The following is a 16262-nucleotide window of genomic DNA, read 5'->3' on the forward strand; positions in this document are numbered from 1 at the left end:
AGGCGAGTAATCGGGATTCGGTCACGTCGGCCGAGATGTTCGCCGGGTAGATGCCGGCTCGGGCTACCTCAAGCGCCGCTTCATTGATGTCAGTTGCAAAAATCTGCACCCGCGGGGGCTGCGGCATCCGGTCCGCGTATTCCTGAATCAGGATCGCGACCGAGTAACTCTCCTCTCCCGATGCGCAAGCCGGTACCCAGATGCGCGCCTCTTCTCCCGCTGGGACGCCGTCCATCAAACGCGGAATGATGTCGTTTTGTAGAGCGGCAAAGGATTTAAGGTCGCGAAAGAAACTGGTCACGCTGATGAGGAGATCGGCCAGCAGCGGGACAAGCTCGCTCGAGTTGTTGTGTACAAAATCTCGGTACTCCGCGATACTGGCCAGTCGGTTCACCCGCATCTTGCGCTCGATGCGACGTTGCACCGTGGCGCGTTTGTAATGTCGGAAGTCGTGCTTATTTCGATTCCGAAGTGTCGCCAGAATGTCGTACAGCGCCTTTTCGTCAGATTTGTCGTCATCCAACGTGGCTTCGGCGTCGGAGTCCGTTACCGGGGCGGCATCAGAATCCGATGAAAGGGCGCGCGGGGCTTTTTGCGAGGTCGACCAACTGCCGGCCGATTTCCTTGGCACTCAAGACCAGGTCGATCGTTCCCGTGGCAATCGCCGCTTGCGGCATCTCTGCGTACTCGGCGTCGTCCGGCTCCTGCGCAATCGTGAGCCCTCCTCGCTCCTTATGGAAGCGAGTCCCAAGGACCCGTCCCGGCCCGTTCCTGACAAAACGATGCCGATCGCGCGTTCCTGATGCACTTCCCCCAAGGTTCGGAAGAAAAGATCGATGACGGACGAGGGTCTGTTACGGCTCGCCTCACCGGGCTGCACATGTCTGTCGTCGGTGATCAGGTTGGTTGCAGGCGCAATGACGTACACGTGACCCGCTTCTAAGCGCGTCCTGATGCGGACCTGGCTGACGGTCAGCGGTGCGACCCGCTGCAATATCTCGGCCGCGCTGCTCTCGTGATCTGGCGAAAGATGCAGCACCAGGACAATCGCGACGGGAGCCTCGGCGCCCAGTGTTTCGAGCAGCGCCATCGCCGCCTGCAGTCCACCGGCGGAGCCTCCTATGCCTACGACCAACGGTCTCGCCAGAGCATCGGGGAGTTGCGGGAGCGAACTGGTGGGGCCATCAGTGGCATTTATTTGGTTTTTTTCCATGACTCCTCGGTCGGAAGCTCGGTCGAGCAACGACGTGCTCTTCCATCATGACGTGCCCGCGCGCAGATCCTATGTGCAAGTCTGGCCTGCGGCTGCGTCGGCTTGACACGTTGTTCTCGACGGCGTCTTATGTTTGCATTTCAAGCGTGCGCCCGCCCGCTAGCAAACTCAGTGGCCATCGACCTATCATAATGTTGCTTTCACTGGCGCGACCGATTGCTCGGCTCGCTCGACACGGGTCGACGGCTCCGAGGCGGGGTCGGGAGCAGAATCGGAAGGATGTTCGCACCCCCTCGCGGCGCGGCGCAGGCGCATGATCGTTTGCCGCGACGTATTGAAATTGCGCGCCACCTGACTGACCGTCCAACCATTCGAAAGAGCAAGTAAGGCCTGGGCTTGATCTGACTCGGTCATGCTAAAAGGTCGGCCGGATTTCGAACCACGCAAGCTTGCGGTCTCATGGGAATGCCGCCCTCGAAACGTGCGGACCACGCGCTCGAAGTCAACAACTAATTCGAGGCTCTCGATGAGCGCGGCGCCACTGATAGCACTGAATCTCTCTCGATTAGGCGCTAAGCAAATGGTTGCGGCCCCTTCACGTTCTATTGCCCGCAAGGTCGTCAGAGCATCGGAAACACAGTTGCCCAACGCATTCAGACCGACGACGATCAACACGTCTACGGGCCATAAGTGACGGACGGCTCGTTGCAGACCGGGTCGCTGGGCGGCTGCTGTTGAGCAGCACGCGTTTTCGTAATACAGATCGTCCGGATGAAATTGGAATCCAGCAGCCGCGATCTGCTCCAGATACCTTTCGTTGAGCGGATCGCCCCTGGCCAAATAGATTAGATATGACATTATCGCCTCGTTCGTTCGTAGATTTGGACAATATGTGGACAGCCTACGGCAGCAGGACTACCACGTGCAAGTACGGAATTGGTGGTTTTCGGACCGCAGAACCTGCGCGGTCGGCGAATGCATAAACTGCAGTAAGACAGGCGCTTTGGGGTAGGGATTGAGATGATTGAGCGTAACGGCGCCTGATTGGCACGTAGAAGTGCGGTGGCCACACTGCGGTTTCTCACACTTTTACGCGGTCGCGTCTGAGTTGCGTACGCCGCGTCCTAACGATTCCAGTGCTTCCCTGCCGCTAACCCCTATAACTCTGGATAAGCTAGATCAGCGGCAACGATCTCCGTCCCGAGCGTTACAGCCGCAACGGATGCCTCTTGTTTCGTAGGAAATGGGCCAATCGGCGCTGCCCCGTCGAAGGGATACAACAGCCGACCGTCGGTCGTACGCACAACCTTCAACTTGCCGTAAAAACCGCTTGCCTCCGTGCCTCTGTACGACGCATAGACCACGAAGTCGCCCTCTGCTGTGCCTGCTGTCGGTGGCACGGGCTTGGTCGGATAAAGGACCAGCTTGGGTCGCTTGCCTGTAATGTGTGCCATTGGCGTAGGCCATGTGAGTGGAGACAAGCTATCTCAGCATTGCCCGAGCCAAGCGGCCGTGCCCTGCTCGGGGAAACGAAGGTCGCTCGCAGGCGATGCAAGGGCCTCCCCGCTCACCCGTAGGCTCTCGACGGAAGTATCAGACGCATGACGTGTACGTTTTGGATACCTTAAGGACGGAAAACGCATCTGCTCCGAGGGCGAGGTAAGAGAAGGAGGACGGAGAGCGAAAGACAAGAGACGCGCGGGTCGTTTGTAGGTCGCTCCCTCATATCGGGACAATTACCTGTCGAGCACCATCCACGCGCGTCAGGTGCAGGATCGCAACCCTTAAGCATTGATCAAGCCCTCACGAACAATGCGCATCGTTGACGCTTTTGCCTCCTCAAGCGTGGCAACTCGGGCAACAAGATGCGAGACGTCGTGTCCGGCCAGCTTTCCCTCTTCGAGTTGCTCGCGTGCCAAGAAGATTCGTTCTTCAATTGCCCGGAGCGCCTGCCAAATCGCATTCTCGGATTGCCTGCGTTGCTCATCTTCCAGCGCCACTGCGGAAAAAGCGTGACCGGTGTGACAGCGGTAGCGCAGCGGCATCCCGCTACCGATGCGCCATACCACGCCGCCGCAGTCGGGGCAGGTCAGCGAGCTGCGCACGCCAATGGCATCGAGATCAGCGAGCTCGATCTTCCCGGTACGCATCATTCTGTCTTCCGACTCGGCCGCCAGTGCGTCCGCTTGATTGTGTTCCTTTGGAGTGGTCATGGTTGCCTCCAGTGCTTGACGGATGGCCGTGCTTAGCTCCGCAATGGGAGCCACGACGTCGGCGGTGGTGGCTCGCAGCGCATTGATGGGCATGCTAGGCGAGCGGCAATCAGCTGGATCTTGGACGATGGTGAACCCGCCGCAGGCGCGCACTACCCGCATCCCTGCAGCCCCGTCGTCGAGATCGCCGGTCAGAACAACGCCGATGACTCGACGGCCGTACGTGACAGCCGCTGAGCGAAACAAAGGATCCGCCGCTGGGCGGGTGAAGTTCTCTTTTGGTCCATTCGAAAGCAAAGTTCTGCCGTGTAAAAGCAACAGGTGACGGTCGGACGGCGCAATGCAAATTGTCGATAGTGCAAAAGGCTCATTGTCGGCGGCGTGTCTCACCGGCAAATTGCACACGCTTTGTAAGATGGCGGGCAAAATGCTCGGATAGGCGCCGATATGCATCACCACGAACACTGAGGCGGGCAGATCCCTTGGCAGCGTACCGCACAACTGCTTAAGCGCTTCCAGGCCGCCGGTGGATGTCGCTACCACCACAATATCTCGTCGTTCCATTGGTTCCTCGCTTGATGATAGCGCGGGGCGTGCTTGTCCTTGTATTCCGCGCTGCTCAGGCAGCCACCGATAAAGAGCAAGGCGTCGTGCGACGGGTACCTAACTACTTATCAAGCGCGCAGCGAGGCGTTTTCCAAATTCGACTCGCCTTTTTATCTCGTGGGCAACCGCCGATCCTGCGAAGCGGCGGAAACACTCTTTCGGCGTCACAGATGGCAGATGCGAGGCTCAGGCCCGAGGGCCACTAGCCGGATCAGGTCGAAATTGTCGCTAGATGCGCACCCATGTCACGTAACGCGCTACTCAAGGCGCCGAGTGTTCTGGAACAACGCGGTTGTTGTGGTTACCGCGCTGTCGACAAGTGCGATCTGCAAAAGCCTTTTCGACATGGCACATGACATGCTTAATCATCGGACGGTTCTCTTGAACGCGGGACGCACTAAAGACATGACACCACTTCTCGAGGAGTCAAACTCAAGGCAGGCTGACGGCTCCGTTGTCGAAGCACCTGATCCACTTCTTGACCGCCATCTCTACCTCGAAACGCGCATATACCGATCTGACTTGGCGATTATTTTCGGAATGGCGATAGCCAGTGTTGCTTTCCCCAGCATTTTCCTATTACTTCTTTTACTCGGATTTTAGGGGTCAGGGTGGATCATCCTGCGCGAACTGAGCAACGCATCGATATTTTCCGTGCTAGAGGCGGTCGTGCGGCGTTACAGCAAAAATAATCGTTGAGGTCGTTAAAGACTTGGCGCGCTGCGCCGATAGCGGGAAGGTGAAGTATTGCGTGGCGCAGTGCCCAAGCATGCTTCATACATAGAGGCTGGCAATAGGCCCGGGTACCCGATCAGACTTGCGCCCAAAAACCCTCGGATTCGTCAACTGAGAGAGACGAATATCGATGCAGACGACCGATCAGTACACCGGGCGAACGACACTACAACGTTGACCCCGAGGATCGAATCATGCCCCAATTCTTTAAGCGCTATCTCAACGATACGCGCGGCATTACCGCAATCGAATACGGCCTGATCGCTGGCGTACTTGCGCTGGGCATCATGACTTCCGTGAGCGGACTCGCCACACAACTCTCGTCTACTTTTACCGCTATTACGACTAAGCTTTCGACAGTCCGATAAGCGTGAGTGGCTCGCCCTTGTTCACTTGTTCAAGGGGGCACGGCGCGCAGTTGACGCAACGGGCACACTTTCCCGGCGGTCTGAGCGCACCGTGCCGTCGCAGCACCTCTGCGTTTCGTCCGATCCTTCATGCTGAAGCGGTTGATCTTAGAAATTCGTTGAATGCGCGCCAATCCCAGTGTCATGGAAGGTCGACGATCCCGTTGATGTGGAAGGTCGACGATCCGTGTCGTTCACCGAAAGCCTGGGTGAGCTTTATCTGCGGCCGCCCTCTCCGATTCGCCGGTGCACCGGCGTCCACATCAACACTACGACGTTGAGCCGGACAACGCGGTATTGATTTGGCCCGACGTCACCCGAAGCAACCTCATCGTCTTTCCGCCCGTGGACGGGATGCTATCGCTAGTCACAATCAGCGTACATTCCAGGCGCCGGTCAACATTCAGGCAAACAAGCTGAAGGCGTGTTCAGCTTCCCTAACGTCTTCGTCGTCATAGACGGATCGCGCTTGCTTTCAGGCCATCTTTGACCTGAAACAACGCAGCTCTTTGCAGGTCGGGGGGCGACTGGACTACGTGTGAATGTGGACTTGTGCTCTCCCCGAAACCTTAGCACAGTAAAGGGCGGCATCGGCGCGAGCAATCAGGTCTTCGCGGCGCTCGTGCCCTTCGAACTGCGCAACCCCAGCTGAAAATGTCAAACGTATCGTTTGCCCGTCCCTTCCATCTGCGGGCAGGTTCGCCAGCGTGTGCAAGGTGCGCTCGATTATTTGTTGGGCGACGATGGGTAAGGTGTTCGGTAGTAGGAGAATGAAGTCCTCGCCCCCAATTCGACCAAAGAAATCAGAGGCGCGAACACACGACGTGCAGTGCCTCGCGAAGCGCCGAAGGGCCTCGTCGCCCGCATCGTGCCCATATGTATCGTTGATGGTCTTGAAATAGTCGAGATCCAGAAGAGCGACGGACAGCGGCGATTGAGAAACCTTTGCTCTTTCCATGAGCTTGTCCAGACGCGTCATCGAAAAGCGGCGGTTTGGTATCCCCGTGAGTTCATCAACATGGCTCAACAGCACCGCCCTGTCCCGAGCCTCTTCGAGATTCTTCTCTGTCTTCTTAAGCGCTGTGATGTTGCTGCCTGAAAGTACGATCCACCCGTTGGGCAACAGCGTCTCGGTGCACCAGTACCAAGCACCGTTGACGAAATCGACTGGGAAAGCGCGCTGGCGCGGCGCCTGCGCAAGCACTCGACAACGAAGCTGGGCATCTATGATGAATGCATGCGGATCGGCAGCGGCGATGCGCACACTCGTTTTCTGCCTGTGCGCCCGAAGGATTATCTCTGAAAACGTGATGTCCTCGCCGGCCCGCACTCCAAATGCGCTAAGGAACGCTTCATTTGCAAAGCGAAGATAGTCGGTTTCATCGTAGAGGCCGACGTACGCATCTCCGAAGCAAAGCGCTCCAAGCAACGCATCTACGACCCTCGGCGGAGCATCCCCGGTCCCGAGCGGAATCACGCCGACGTTAGCCAATATGTCGCTTCTCCAATGTCGTCATTGTCGCCGCTGCCAGTCTTGACTAGGTAACTGAACCCTGAGTCGGTTGCGCGCGAGCATTTCCGCTCAGATGTGTCGCTGGCAACGCGCGATAACTTGACGTGCCTGCAAAGTTACGCGCACAAGGGTGCTCCCAATTCGTCGAAACAATGGTGACATGAATGCCTTCCGATGTGGGGACTTTGGTTCGCCGTCGTCAATCAGCAACGGCGGTCGACAACATTCGTCTCCGTGGGCAGTTCTCAAGTCAGCATACGAGCCTTCCTCGAGGAACTCCCCAGGGCGTTTTTTGAAGGCCATGCAGCGCAGCTAGCGCCACAACATGCAAGCGTGGCATTACCATTGTCAAAGGGTCTTACGGCCACTCATAACACTGTTTAATCGTTCGAGTGCCGCTTGTGCTGCCTGCCGCCCGTGGGCCCAATGTGTCTGGATAGCTGCCGGGCTGAACTGACCATCCTTGAAGTGCGTTCCGTCTTGCGACGACTCATAGTCCATTGGAACAATGCGGATCGGCCTGACGTTCGCAAGCGCTGCCGCGTTCATGAGTTCCGCATCGGCCTGTCGCCGTGCCGGTTCGATACACTCGAGCGCATACGCGAGCAGCGACTTTAGACGCTGCGACTCGTCCAACGTTTCACGGTAAGCAGCCGCGCGACTTCCATGCTCAATGTTTTTCTGACGAATTTCGGCGTCAGTCAGATTGTCGGGACTTGGCCGTCCGGGCTCCAAAGGTCTGCCCGGAAGATGGTCGTACGAACGTCGGCCGGAGCAGTTTCGATGATACGGTGCATCGGTGCGGCCGAAACGAGCGAACCATCCCAGAACCATGCACCGTCGATCTTGACGGCGGCAAACCAAGGCGGCAATGAGCCGGAAGCGACAATCATTGCTTCACGCAGGCGCCCATGGCGGTTATCAAAATAGTGCGACTTGCCCGTAGCCACGTTGGTCGCAACGACGCTCAGGTGTGTGGTGCTGCGATTCAATTCCTCGAAGTCGCAAAGGTTCTCCAAGGTCTGATAGAGCGGCGCGAGATCCATGATGCTGGCTAGCTCGGGCGCGCCGCTACCATTCACCCATGGCACGTTCAGCCGGCGGGTGAAGAAGCCGGGGAGTCCCACGCTCATCGCATAGCTCTGGTCCGCTTCGGCCAGCGAGCGGCGAAAGTCGTCCCCAGCGAGCATGCTCGCGCCGAAAAACCCGAGCATCTGATCCCGCGTGGCTGTACCGGGTATCGAGACCCGATGATAGAACTCCCTCAGTTGATCCATTCGACGCGACTTTGAATTACCAAAATAGATGGCAGCGTTGATTGCGCCGATTGACGATCCGCAGCAAGCGTCTACTTCAATATTTGCCTCGTGTAGGGTCTCGAACACGCCGGCCTGGAACGCGCCGATGGCGCCGCCGCCCTGCAGTGCGAGGGCAACCCGCTCGAATCCCCCTGCATTCGGGTCGTGCTCAGTCATTGATGCTCCGTGGACTTCGTAGGAACTGTTTCTCCCGCTATGCACAACGACAGAAAGTGGGCGAAGTGGGACTAGACGATGAGGCAGTGCTGTGACAGGGAAACAGTCATGCGTGGACATCGTGCCCTCGGCTACTCGGCGGTCTTTCGTTGAGCGCTTCTGAGAGAGGCCCTGGGTAGCGATAACCAAAGCGGCTAACGCTTGAAACTGCCGTGAAAATCAGGCGCCGCGTCTGAGCACGAACGCGGCGCCATGATTCACTTGCTGTTCTTTGTGCCTGCCTCCTCCTCAGATAGCTCTTGCTCGGCGAGCACCGTCAGCTTTTGGTCAGTGGCTTTTTCTTCTTCCAATGTTTCAAGAAGAAGATTCATCGCGTCGGCGTAACCAAGCTTTTTGGCAAGGGCTGCGAGGGTGCCGTAGCTCGCAATCTCGTAATGTTCGACCTTTTGCGCCGCGGCGATCAGTGCAGCATCAAGGATCGGACCTTTCTCGATTTCCTCGATTTGCTCTTGACCTTCTTCGACAAGCCCTTCCATCGCCACGCATTTGACGCGCTTAAGCTTGATTTCGGTGCCCGCCACCACCTGATCGATCCGCTCGATCTGTCCCTGCGTCTCCTCGAGGTGTGTCTTGAAAGCGGCTGCAAGATCCGGGTTGGTCGACGCGCGGGCGAGCTTCGGGAGCGCCTTCGTCAATTGCTTTTCTGCACTATAAACATCAGACAAGGCGTGGATAAACAAATCTTTTAGCGTTGCTACAGCCACGGTAGTTCTCCTTAAATTTGTGAGCGCTGCGTTTCGAGCAGGCCTGCACGCGGTCATTTCTTTCCCTAGACCAGGATGTCAAGCGCTTTCCTTTATCGTGAATGGGCGCGGTCATGCATAACACGACTGAGCAATGGGTATGCCGCGGGCTGAACGATCGCAACCAGGTCAACCCACACTGACATTGGCGCGATGCCCGGTCAGCTGTGTACTTAGAGGTCGCGGACTAGCAAACTAGCAAGCCCTTCCTCGGTGGGACTTCATTTCTAAGCAAAGGTAACGCGCGAAAACGCTCCTTGTCGTCAGGTGTTCACCGTTCAGCAGTCTTGCCATCTACGCCGTATATCGCGGCAAGTCAATAGTGAAGATGCAACCGACGCCCGGCCGGTTCTTCACGCTCAAAACGCCTTGATAGGTTTCAACGATCTTTTTTGTAACCGATAGACCTAACCCAAGGCCGGTCTTATCTGCGGACTGCTGCGTAAAGGGTTTGAACATGGTACGTGCCGCGTCTGGCGCGAGTCCGCCGCAATGGTCCTTTACATCAATCAGGATTCGATCCGCTATCGCATATGCGCTAAGGGTGACGGTGCTGCGCGGACGGGTGAACTTGAACGCATTTTGGATAAGGTGTCCAAGAGCTGAGTACAGGGCATCGCGATCCGCACGGAACGCAAGCGTATTGTCGACCGCTAGAACCGTGAGTCTTACGCCTCTTACCTGAGCAGCTAGCTGAGCCGCATGCGCGACCTCGGCAATAAACTCAGCCAGGCAGTGGTTTTCTGCCGCCAGTCGTGCGTTCTCAGCCGGCGCCCTTGCGTCCTCAATCGAGGATTCGATCGTCTTGCGCATCGTAGCAAGGGCACGTTCCAAAATAGTTCCCGTAGCGCCTGACAGACTTAGGTTGCCCGCTTTGGCCGCCTGGAATGCCATCATCGCGTTGCCCAGCGCATTTCGCATCTCATCCGCGAGTTCTTCTATCCGTTCTTTGAAAGCCTGTGTTTCCTCTTGATGCTCCACCCTGCCGTGTTGATAGCTGAACTCCATCACGGCCCTTGCTATCGCCGTGTCAAGGCAGTGATTCATTGTCTTGAATTCTTCGACCTCGAAAGGAACGTCGCGCTCATGTGCCAACGTGGTAACAGCCTGACAAACATCGCCGTAATCGTGCACGACCTGATCGATGGTGTAACCCAATGCATAGAGCGCGCTTCCGTGCTCGCTGGCTGATGCTCCAATTTCGGAATCGGTGGCGACGCCGCTGGGCGGACCGGAAACTTCTTGACCGCCAGGCGAGTTATCGCTTTGCTCGAAACGAAGCGTCGTAATCAACTGGTCTAGGAAGAGCGGCACGCCAGATTGGAGTTGGTCCTTGGACGCCGCCCGAAAGGGACGACTTGCCACTCTTTCCTGGCACTTCGCCAGGATGATGGCGCGATTGTTCGAAAGGAAGTTGTGCAACATTCATGTCCTTGGGACCGTCTCATGTCAGTCGGCCCAAACAGCGCGGACATGAAAGGCTTTGCCCATTAAAAGAGGCGAGTGTCGGGGGCGCGACGCTCTAAAATGACCGAGCGATCTAAACCGAGAGAGAAGCGCTCCATTAAGCGCTCGAGCGGACCTGCGCACGACTTCAATCAAATACCACCGCTAGATGCGCGTTGGGTCTGTGCGCGGCCGATGTCGGGTTGAGTCGCGGCAGAGTAAGCCTTCCGGGCATGCTGCCTCGAACTTCATTATGAGGGCTGCGAAAGATTTGCGACGTGTTATTTCAGCAATGCGGCAAAGTAGGTGTATCTGGCACCTTTACCATTGCGTCGAATGATCGTAAAGGAATCGAGAGAGACCTGCCTGCCCGACCGATCGTAATGCGCCTGCCGAGACCGGTCGCTATCCGCCACAGACGATTTATAAGCGAACGGTTCGTATCGCTTATTCGAACCGCAAAATCTAACGCTAGAATGCAACTCGGTACCCAATCTTTGGGTATCCAAAATGTTCAACCCCATATGGGAAGGAGGGGCTCATGAACAATCTTGATCTCGCCGGCGCACTACGACTGGCCATAACAGTGCTTCGCGATTCTTCAGACAATCGCAGAATGCCATCGGGTATTTCATTAGGCGCAGAGATTGCGGCACTACATGCCGATGCGGTGGAAATCCTCGAACTGTCGCTGAAGGAGCTGTCAAATCTTTCCGATGGGTGATCGCCGTGTTTCGGCGGGCCTTCCCAAAACTCATCAAAGCGGAGGCACGATGAAATCCGAATGGGAGCGCTCAAGCGAGCGGGTGCAACATGCGATCGAACTCCAGTTGCGACAGATCGAGCAGCTTAGACGTTGGCCGCGCAGCCTTCTTGTAGTCGGATGTTTGGCCGCCATGACTGCGAGTGCTGCGCTGCTGTTTCTCCTTCAGCGCTTCTTCTGACTGCAGCTCTGAGGGAGGCACAGCTGTCCGCGCTTCAACAGACAAATGACGTGCTGGACCGCTTTAAAAAATCGAACGCAAGGGATGTTGCGAACGCCCATTCCTGTGCAACGACCCGAGAATCCGAGTTCGGAATTTATCTTTGCCCAGGCACGAACGGGTTTGACCATTATTGCGGCTTTGCGGAGCGGCAACTTGGCGCTATATCGCTCCGGCGCGCGGACGTTCATGCTCGGTCGGCAATCGGCCTACGGCGTGCGCAAAATTTACGAATCACTGATTTATTAGGTCAGCTAGGCTCCAACCGCGCGCTTCGGTGATGCCGCTCGATTGAATGCGCTCGAGCGCCCGCCAAAACCGAACTTGGATAACAGGCGGTTTCCCTTTAACCATTCATTGTGGAAGTCAATGATCCGGATGTGACGCGAGCGCCCCGACTGCCGAGGGACTCTGCCGTGGGCTTGGCGTGCCACGCTGCTTATCCGGCAGCCTATGCTCGACACCATGCGCGAACCGTGTGCAAGCGTATCCAGTTTGATAAGCATCGCGTGAGATGCCGCTCGTACGCGATTTCATCGACTGCAAATCGGAATCAAGACAGTCAAACGCGCGTTTCCCAGGTGCAGCGTCGGCCTATTTTCTTGATACCTCGGCCATTCGGCCAGCTAGGACCTGAGAGAGACGCAAAGTATGGTACAGCCATTGCTGAATTTGTTGCGACGACGTCGCAGCACCGCTGTCGTGCACGCCCGCAAGGCTACCGCTCGCCCCTCACAAGGAGCCGTTGATGTTTGTTCATAATAAGCGCCTGCAATACACCGTCCGTGTCGCGGCCCCGAATCCGGGGCTAGCCAACCTGCTGCTTGAACAGTTTGGCGGCCCCCAAGGCGAGCTCGCGGCCGCCCGTCGCTACTTCACCCAGGCTGTTGCTGAAGATGATCCGGGCCGCAAAGACCTTTTGTTCGATATTGCGACCGAGGAGCTGAGCCATCTTGAGGTGATCGGCTCGATTGTTGCGATGCTCAATAAGGGCGCCAAGGGGCAGCTGGCCGAAGGCGTACAGGCCGAAGCCGAAATGTACCGTTCGCTGACTGGCGCCGGCAACGATTCGCATATCACCTCGATCCTCTATGGCGGCGGAGCGCCGCTCACCAATTCTGCTGGCGTCCCTTGGACGGCCGCCTATATCGATACGATTGGCGAGCCCACTGCGGATCTGCGCTCGAACATCGCCGCGGAAGCGCGCGCCAAGATCGTCTACGAACGACTGATCAACGTCACGGATGACCCGGGCATTAAAGAGGCGTTGGGCTTCCTGATGACGCGGGAGATCGCCCACCAAAAGTCTTTCGAGAAAGCGCTGCACTCCATCCAGCCGAACTTCCCGCAGGGCAAGCTGCCCGGTGACCCGGAATTCACGAGCGTCTATTTCAACATGTCCAAGGGTGACGACGCCCGAGGCCCTTGGAATCAGGGCGGCGACTGGCAGTTCGTCGAGGATCCCCAGCCGGCGGTCGATGGCGGAGATGGCACAGCCACTGTTCAGGTATCGGAGCAGGAAGTGCAGGCGCTGCAATCGATGGCTTCGCGCACCGCCTCAGACCCAGCCGCAAATCCCACGACAGGCGCTGACCTCGGGGCGGGTCAGGCCGTTTGAAAGGCCGTCAAATGTCACAACCGCGCGCGGTCTGCGCGGTTGTAAATGCTGCAGAGACTCTATCGGCTAGATCCCTTCCTGCGCAGAATAGTGTATGAACCGAAATGAAATAGTCATCGCTATTCAGAAGTTACGTGCGCAGTCGGAAAACCTGCTACTGACTGAGGAAGAATTCCTAACCACGTTCAACGAGTTGCTCGGACACGCACAGTTGCTGGACGTGGACGATCAATTGAAACGCGAACTCATCATGGTGCGTTCGCTGATCTCCTCGAAGCGAAACAGTATGGCTTCAGCGCGCCTGCAAATGGCAATCGTCGCGACATTTTTCCGCTTCCCGCCGCCTAAACCGAACTCCATGCAACAAAGCTAACCGAGATGAAGAGGCCAATCTTCGCGGGTGCCGCATTCTTGCTTCGCGACACGTGGGAATGGGTTGAAGCGATCACGTATCTGTTAAGGCGTACGCGCTACCAGTGGTCTGTGACCTAAGGGGAGACGGCAGTACGTAGTGGCGCCACCGATCGCCATGTCCGCCTGGACGCTTAGCGACAATCGTTTCACTTGACCTAACGTAGGAGTACGGCGCTCAGGGCATACCAAGGTGGACTGGGCTGGCTCCGAAAACTCCAACGTATCGACGCGCGGTCATGCGCGTATTCGAAGCGCCGCCCTAGCGATTGACGGTTAGCCAAGTTGATAACCGATCTCCGCGGCTCGCTCGGTGCGGCTGCGGCGAATCGCAACCGGAAACGCGCAGTGCTGTCCTTGTCGCGCGTAGCCAGTCCGCTAACCGCGGCGTTTGTTACTTTGTGAAATTATTCAATGACTCTCCGTTCGTGCAAACGCTGTCCTCGCGAGCACTAGCTGTTGGCGGTTATCTCGGTCTGTCCGTAAATTTCGGTACATTTTTTGCTTCGACTGTTTGAATCCGTTCGGCTATTTCAGCAATGCTATGCGCAATGCAAAACGCCCAAAGCTTCTTTCTCCCCCGTTCAAACCTGTCGCACCGACGCCCTGCTCAACCGAGAACCACTTCGCTGTTTTCGCGGCGTATCGCGGCACTCGCAGGAGGCTTTCACGGCACGTTGAAGGTGGTGCGCAAGACGGATTCAAAGCTGTTATAACCGCTTGATGGCGCCTCGCCGATCGGGCCTTACATGGGGCCGACGAGGCACTCGCAGCTGCTCAGGAACTCGGTCGAAAGATCGTCGCTGGCGGTATTGCAAACCCCGAGTACAGTACCGACGTCTCTATGAAAGCGGCTCCAAGCGAATCTCAATTTCAGCTGACCCGGCACGGAGTCGAGTTCGCGGTACTCAAACATGGTCTACGGGTTGAGTGCGTGATCTTGTTAGAAGCGTTGCAGCAGTGCTTCTGGCTCGACTTACCGGCTCGCGATGAACGCATACGGCAGTGCTTTGTAGACGGATATGCTCGCATCCGCGCGGTTGCCGAACGAAAGTCTCTGGTTGTCAGCTCCGACACGATTCGCCTGACGCCGGCGGACTTTCTCAGAAAATAAGATGATCGTCCGCGCGGCGACCACTTAGACGCAGCCGGAGTTGTTTGCGCTCTTCTTGCGTTCCCGAGTGCGTTACATCCGGCGCGGTCTTTGGTTCCAATGGATCACCAAGACTTCACCTATCCAGAGAATGCCTCCCCAATTATGAAACGCGGTCCGAATCGAAGTGGGCCAAGTGGTCATCATCCAAAAGTCTCCGTCCAACTGCCGCTTTGCGTTGATGACGGCAAGGCGCTCCGACGCGAATGTTTGCGGCGCGACGGTGTGTTGCTCGTGCTTATCGCATCCCGTCAGAGCAGCCCATCTCCACCTCGATTTATGGTTATTGAAGGCAACCTCAAAAACCCGGTACCCGCCTGGGACGCGCTTATACAACTTGTGACGACTCCCGGAAATGCTGTCGTGCACCTCAGTGGCATCAGACAACACTTGCGACAGACTTCACCGGATCCGTTGACCCTTGCCAGGGCACTGGTGGTCGCAATGATGTGCGTCGGCGGCAGTCTGACCGTTTCCGCCGTCCTGTCTATCCTCGCTTCAAGATCGAGCATCCATGCCGCGCCAAGTGCGGCGCCTCGTTGAGTCCAGCCCGCCATCACTCTCGTCGACTTGAGCGGACGCCCGCCTGCTGACACGCTTGCCCGATCACCGCTCCAAGCAGGGATGTCTCATTCGAAGAGCACGACGGGTCCGGAAGCAAAGCAACTAGTTAGATGGAATGGTCGCCTACCGCCTTAACGTGTTCCGGATTCGCGTCATGCAGATCGATCAGCTTCGCGGATAATTCGGCATCGTACTGCCGCAAGGCCGTCGCCCTTCGATTGAAGCTGCGAAAGCCGCGCTTGCGTCACTGGATGACCAGCTTTCTGCGAAGCTGAGCGACCGTCTGCAAGATAAAGTCTCACGACTTCGCACGCTCGACGAGCAGATCGAACGGCTCAAACGTCGCATTCAGGATTGGCGGCACAATGACGAGGCTTGTCGCCGCATTCCCGACCGGATCGAAAAGTTCAGTCTGACGAGATCCGTCGAGCAAGCGTCGACAAGCCGCTCCTTTAGCCGGGACGGTTCGCAGATTCTTCGCTTCCGCCGGGCCGCACCGTGCGTCCGAGCGCGGCAAGGCAAGCGATCCCGCGTATTTTGTGCGTAATCGCTTACCGGGGCGTCCGATCGGAACAACACTATCTCGCTAGCTTCGAATGGGTCGTATCGACCCAAAGCGGGCGTAAAGACTTCTTTCGCACCTACGACTGCTTCCGACGATAAAGCAGTCCTTTCCGCGAAACCTCGTTAGTTCGAGATCCCGCCAGCGGTCAGCCAAAACGAACGGCTGCTCCAGATTGGGCGGCCCGTCGCACAGATGCTGTGACTTCAAGCGTTTTTGCAGCGTCGAAGCCATCGCAAACCGGTTTCTCTGCTTTTCGAATGACCGCTCCGAAGTGGCGCAACTGCTCAGCGTAAGGATCTGCGGCTACGTAGGGCACTTGTCCAACCGCGAGCGGGTGGAACCACCCTCGCTCGCCCGCATAGCGCCACATGCGCAAGGTCGGCAGCGCCAGCGAGGCATCCGTCCCAGAGATGAAGTGACTCTCGATGGAATGTTTCGCAAACGAAGCGTTTTCGCCCGAAGACGTGTCCCAACTCCAAGGTGATGCTGCCGTATCGGACAGGGTAATCGTCGCGACCGCGCCGTTCTTTAGCTGAATGATGGCGGCAGCCGTATCC

The 16262-nt window shown here is 57.2% G+C and carries 17 protein-coding genes and 1 pseudogene; 7 read left to right on the top strand and 11 right to left on the bottom strand.

Going from position 1 to position 16262, the window contains the following annotated elements; all coding sequences use genetic code 11:
- The 5 genes and pseudogenes from QCE79_RS37670 to QCE79_RS37690 form a co-directional block, all read right to left on the bottom strand.
- Positions 1-523 (bottom strand): CheR family methyltransferase (locus QCE79_RS37670; RefSeq protein ID WP_309853804.1); only part of this gene is annotated, 523 nt, incomplete at its 3' end.
- A gap of 37 nt (positions 524-560) precedes the next feature.
- Positions 561-1213 (bottom strand): annotated as a pseudogene (locus QCE79_RS37675) (chemotaxis protein CheB).
- 186 nt (positions 1214-1399) lie between these two features.
- The gene (locus QCE79_RS37680; RefSeq protein ID WP_309853814.1) at positions 1400-2071 is read right to left on the bottom strand and encodes a helix-turn-helix domain-containing protein; all 672 of its coding nucleotides are present in this window, start codon (positions 2069-2071) and stop codon (positions 1400-1402) included.
- A 299-nt stretch (positions 2072-2370) separates the two neighbouring features.
- On the bottom strand, positions 2371-2667 hold the full coding sequence (locus tag QCE79_RS37685; RefSeq protein ID WP_309853819.1) for a DUF6723 family protein: 297 nt from the start codon (positions 2665-2667) through the stop codon (positions 2371-2373).
- A gap of 330 nt (positions 2668-2997) precedes the next feature.
- A complete protein-coding gene (locus tag QCE79_RS37690; protein WP_309853821.1) occupies positions 2998-3990 on the bottom strand; it encodes a chemotaxis protein CheB in 993 nt (330 codons plus the stop codon).
- A 315-nt stretch (positions 3991-4305) separates the two neighbouring features.
- Between QCE79_RS37690 and QCE79_RS37695 the strand changes: the two genes are divergently transcribed.
- Positions 4306-4635 (top strand): hypothetical protein, encoded by a 330-nt coding sequence (locus tag QCE79_RS37695; protein ID WP_309853824.1) that lies wholly within the window; start codon positions 4306-4308, stop codon positions 4633-4635.
- Between the two features lie 326 nt (positions 4636-4961).
- Positions 4962-5135 carry a Flp family type IVb pilin gene (locus QCE79_RS37700; RefSeq protein ID WP_309853826.1) on the top strand — a complete coding sequence of 58 codons (174 nt, stop codon included), beginning with the start codon at positions 4962-4964 and terminating at the stop codon, positions 5133-5135.
- A 571-nt stretch (positions 5136-5706) separates the two neighbouring features.
- Here the strand turns inward: QCE79_RS37700 and QCE79_RS37705 are convergent.
- From QCE79_RS37705 to QCE79_RS37725, 5 genes are all read right to left on the bottom strand, one after another.
- The gene (locus tag QCE79_RS37705; protein ID WP_309853829.1) at positions 5707-6666 is read right to left on the bottom strand and encodes a GGDEF domain-containing protein; all 960 of its coding nucleotides are present in this window, start codon (positions 6664-6666) and stop codon (positions 5707-5709) included.
- A 369-nt stretch (positions 6667-7035) separates the two neighbouring features.
- Positions 7036-7422 (bottom strand): DUF3734 domain-containing protein, encoded by a 387-nt coding sequence (locus QCE79_RS37710; protein ID WP_309853832.1) that lies wholly within the window; start codon positions 7420-7422, stop codon positions 7036-7038.
- The gene (locus tag QCE79_RS37715) at positions 7389-8162 is read right to left on the bottom strand and encodes a patatin-like phospholipase family protein (protein ID WP_309853834.1); all 774 of its coding nucleotides are present in this window, start codon (positions 8160-8162) and stop codon (positions 7389-7391) included. The genes QCE79_RS37710 and QCE79_RS37715 overlap by 34 nt, the downstream gene beginning before the upstream one ends.
- 257 nt (positions 8163-8419) lie before the next feature.
- Positions 8420-8926, bottom strand: coding sequence for a DUF892 family protein (locus tag QCE79_RS37720; RefSeq protein ID WP_309853836.1), 507 nt, complete (start codon positions 8924-8926; stop codon positions 8420-8422).
- A 333-nt stretch (positions 8927-9259) separates the two neighbouring features.
- Positions 9260-10390 (bottom strand): HAMP domain-containing sensor histidine kinase, encoded by a 1131-nt coding sequence (locus QCE79_RS37725; protein ID WP_309853839.1) that lies wholly within the window; start codon positions 10388-10390, stop codon positions 9260-9262.
- A gap of 562 nt (positions 10391-10952) precedes the next feature.
- On the opposite strand from QCE79_RS37725, the gene QCE79_RS37730 reads away from it, so the two are divergent.
- From QCE79_RS37730 to QCE79_RS37750, 5 genes are all read left to right on the top strand, one after another.
- The gene (locus tag QCE79_RS37730) at positions 10953-11135 is read left to right on the top strand and encodes a hypothetical protein (RefSeq protein ID WP_309853842.1); all 183 of its coding nucleotides are present in this window, start codon (positions 10953-10955) and stop codon (positions 11133-11135) included.
- Between the two features lie 49 nt (positions 11136-11184).
- Entirely contained in the window at positions 11185-11355 is a 171-nt protein-coding gene (locus QCE79_RS37735; RefSeq protein WP_309853845.1) for a hypothetical protein, read from the top strand.
- A 787-nt stretch (positions 11356-12142) separates the two neighbouring features.
- Complete coding sequence (locus QCE79_RS37740; protein ID WP_309853848.1) at positions 12143-13012, top strand: manganese catalase family protein; 870 nt, start codon at positions 12143-12145, stop codon at positions 13010-13012.
- 94 nt (positions 13013-13106) lie between these two features.
- Positions 13107-13385: a hypothetical protein gene (locus QCE79_RS37745; protein ID WP_309853851.1), complete on the top strand. Its 279-nt coding sequence runs from the start codon at positions 13107-13109 to the stop codon at positions 13383-13385.
- Between the two features lie 882 nt (positions 13386-14267).
- Positions 14268-14537, top strand: coding sequence for a DUF1488 family protein (locus tag QCE79_RS37750; RefSeq protein ID WP_309853854.1), 270 nt, complete (start codon positions 14268-14270; stop codon positions 14535-14537).
- A 1313-nt stretch (positions 14538-15850) separates the two neighbouring features.
- On the opposite strand, the gene QCE79_RS37755 is transcribed toward QCE79_RS37750, so the two are convergent.
- A partial coding sequence (locus QCE79_RS37755; protein WP_309853856.1) for a Gfo/Idh/MocA family oxidoreductase occupies positions 15851-16262 on the bottom strand: 412 nt, incomplete at its 5' end.

The sequence above is a fragment of the Caballeronia sp. LZ003 genome, assembly GCF_031451465.1.
GTDB lineage: Bacteria > Pseudomonadota > Gammaproteobacteria > Burkholderiales > Burkholderiaceae > Caballeronia.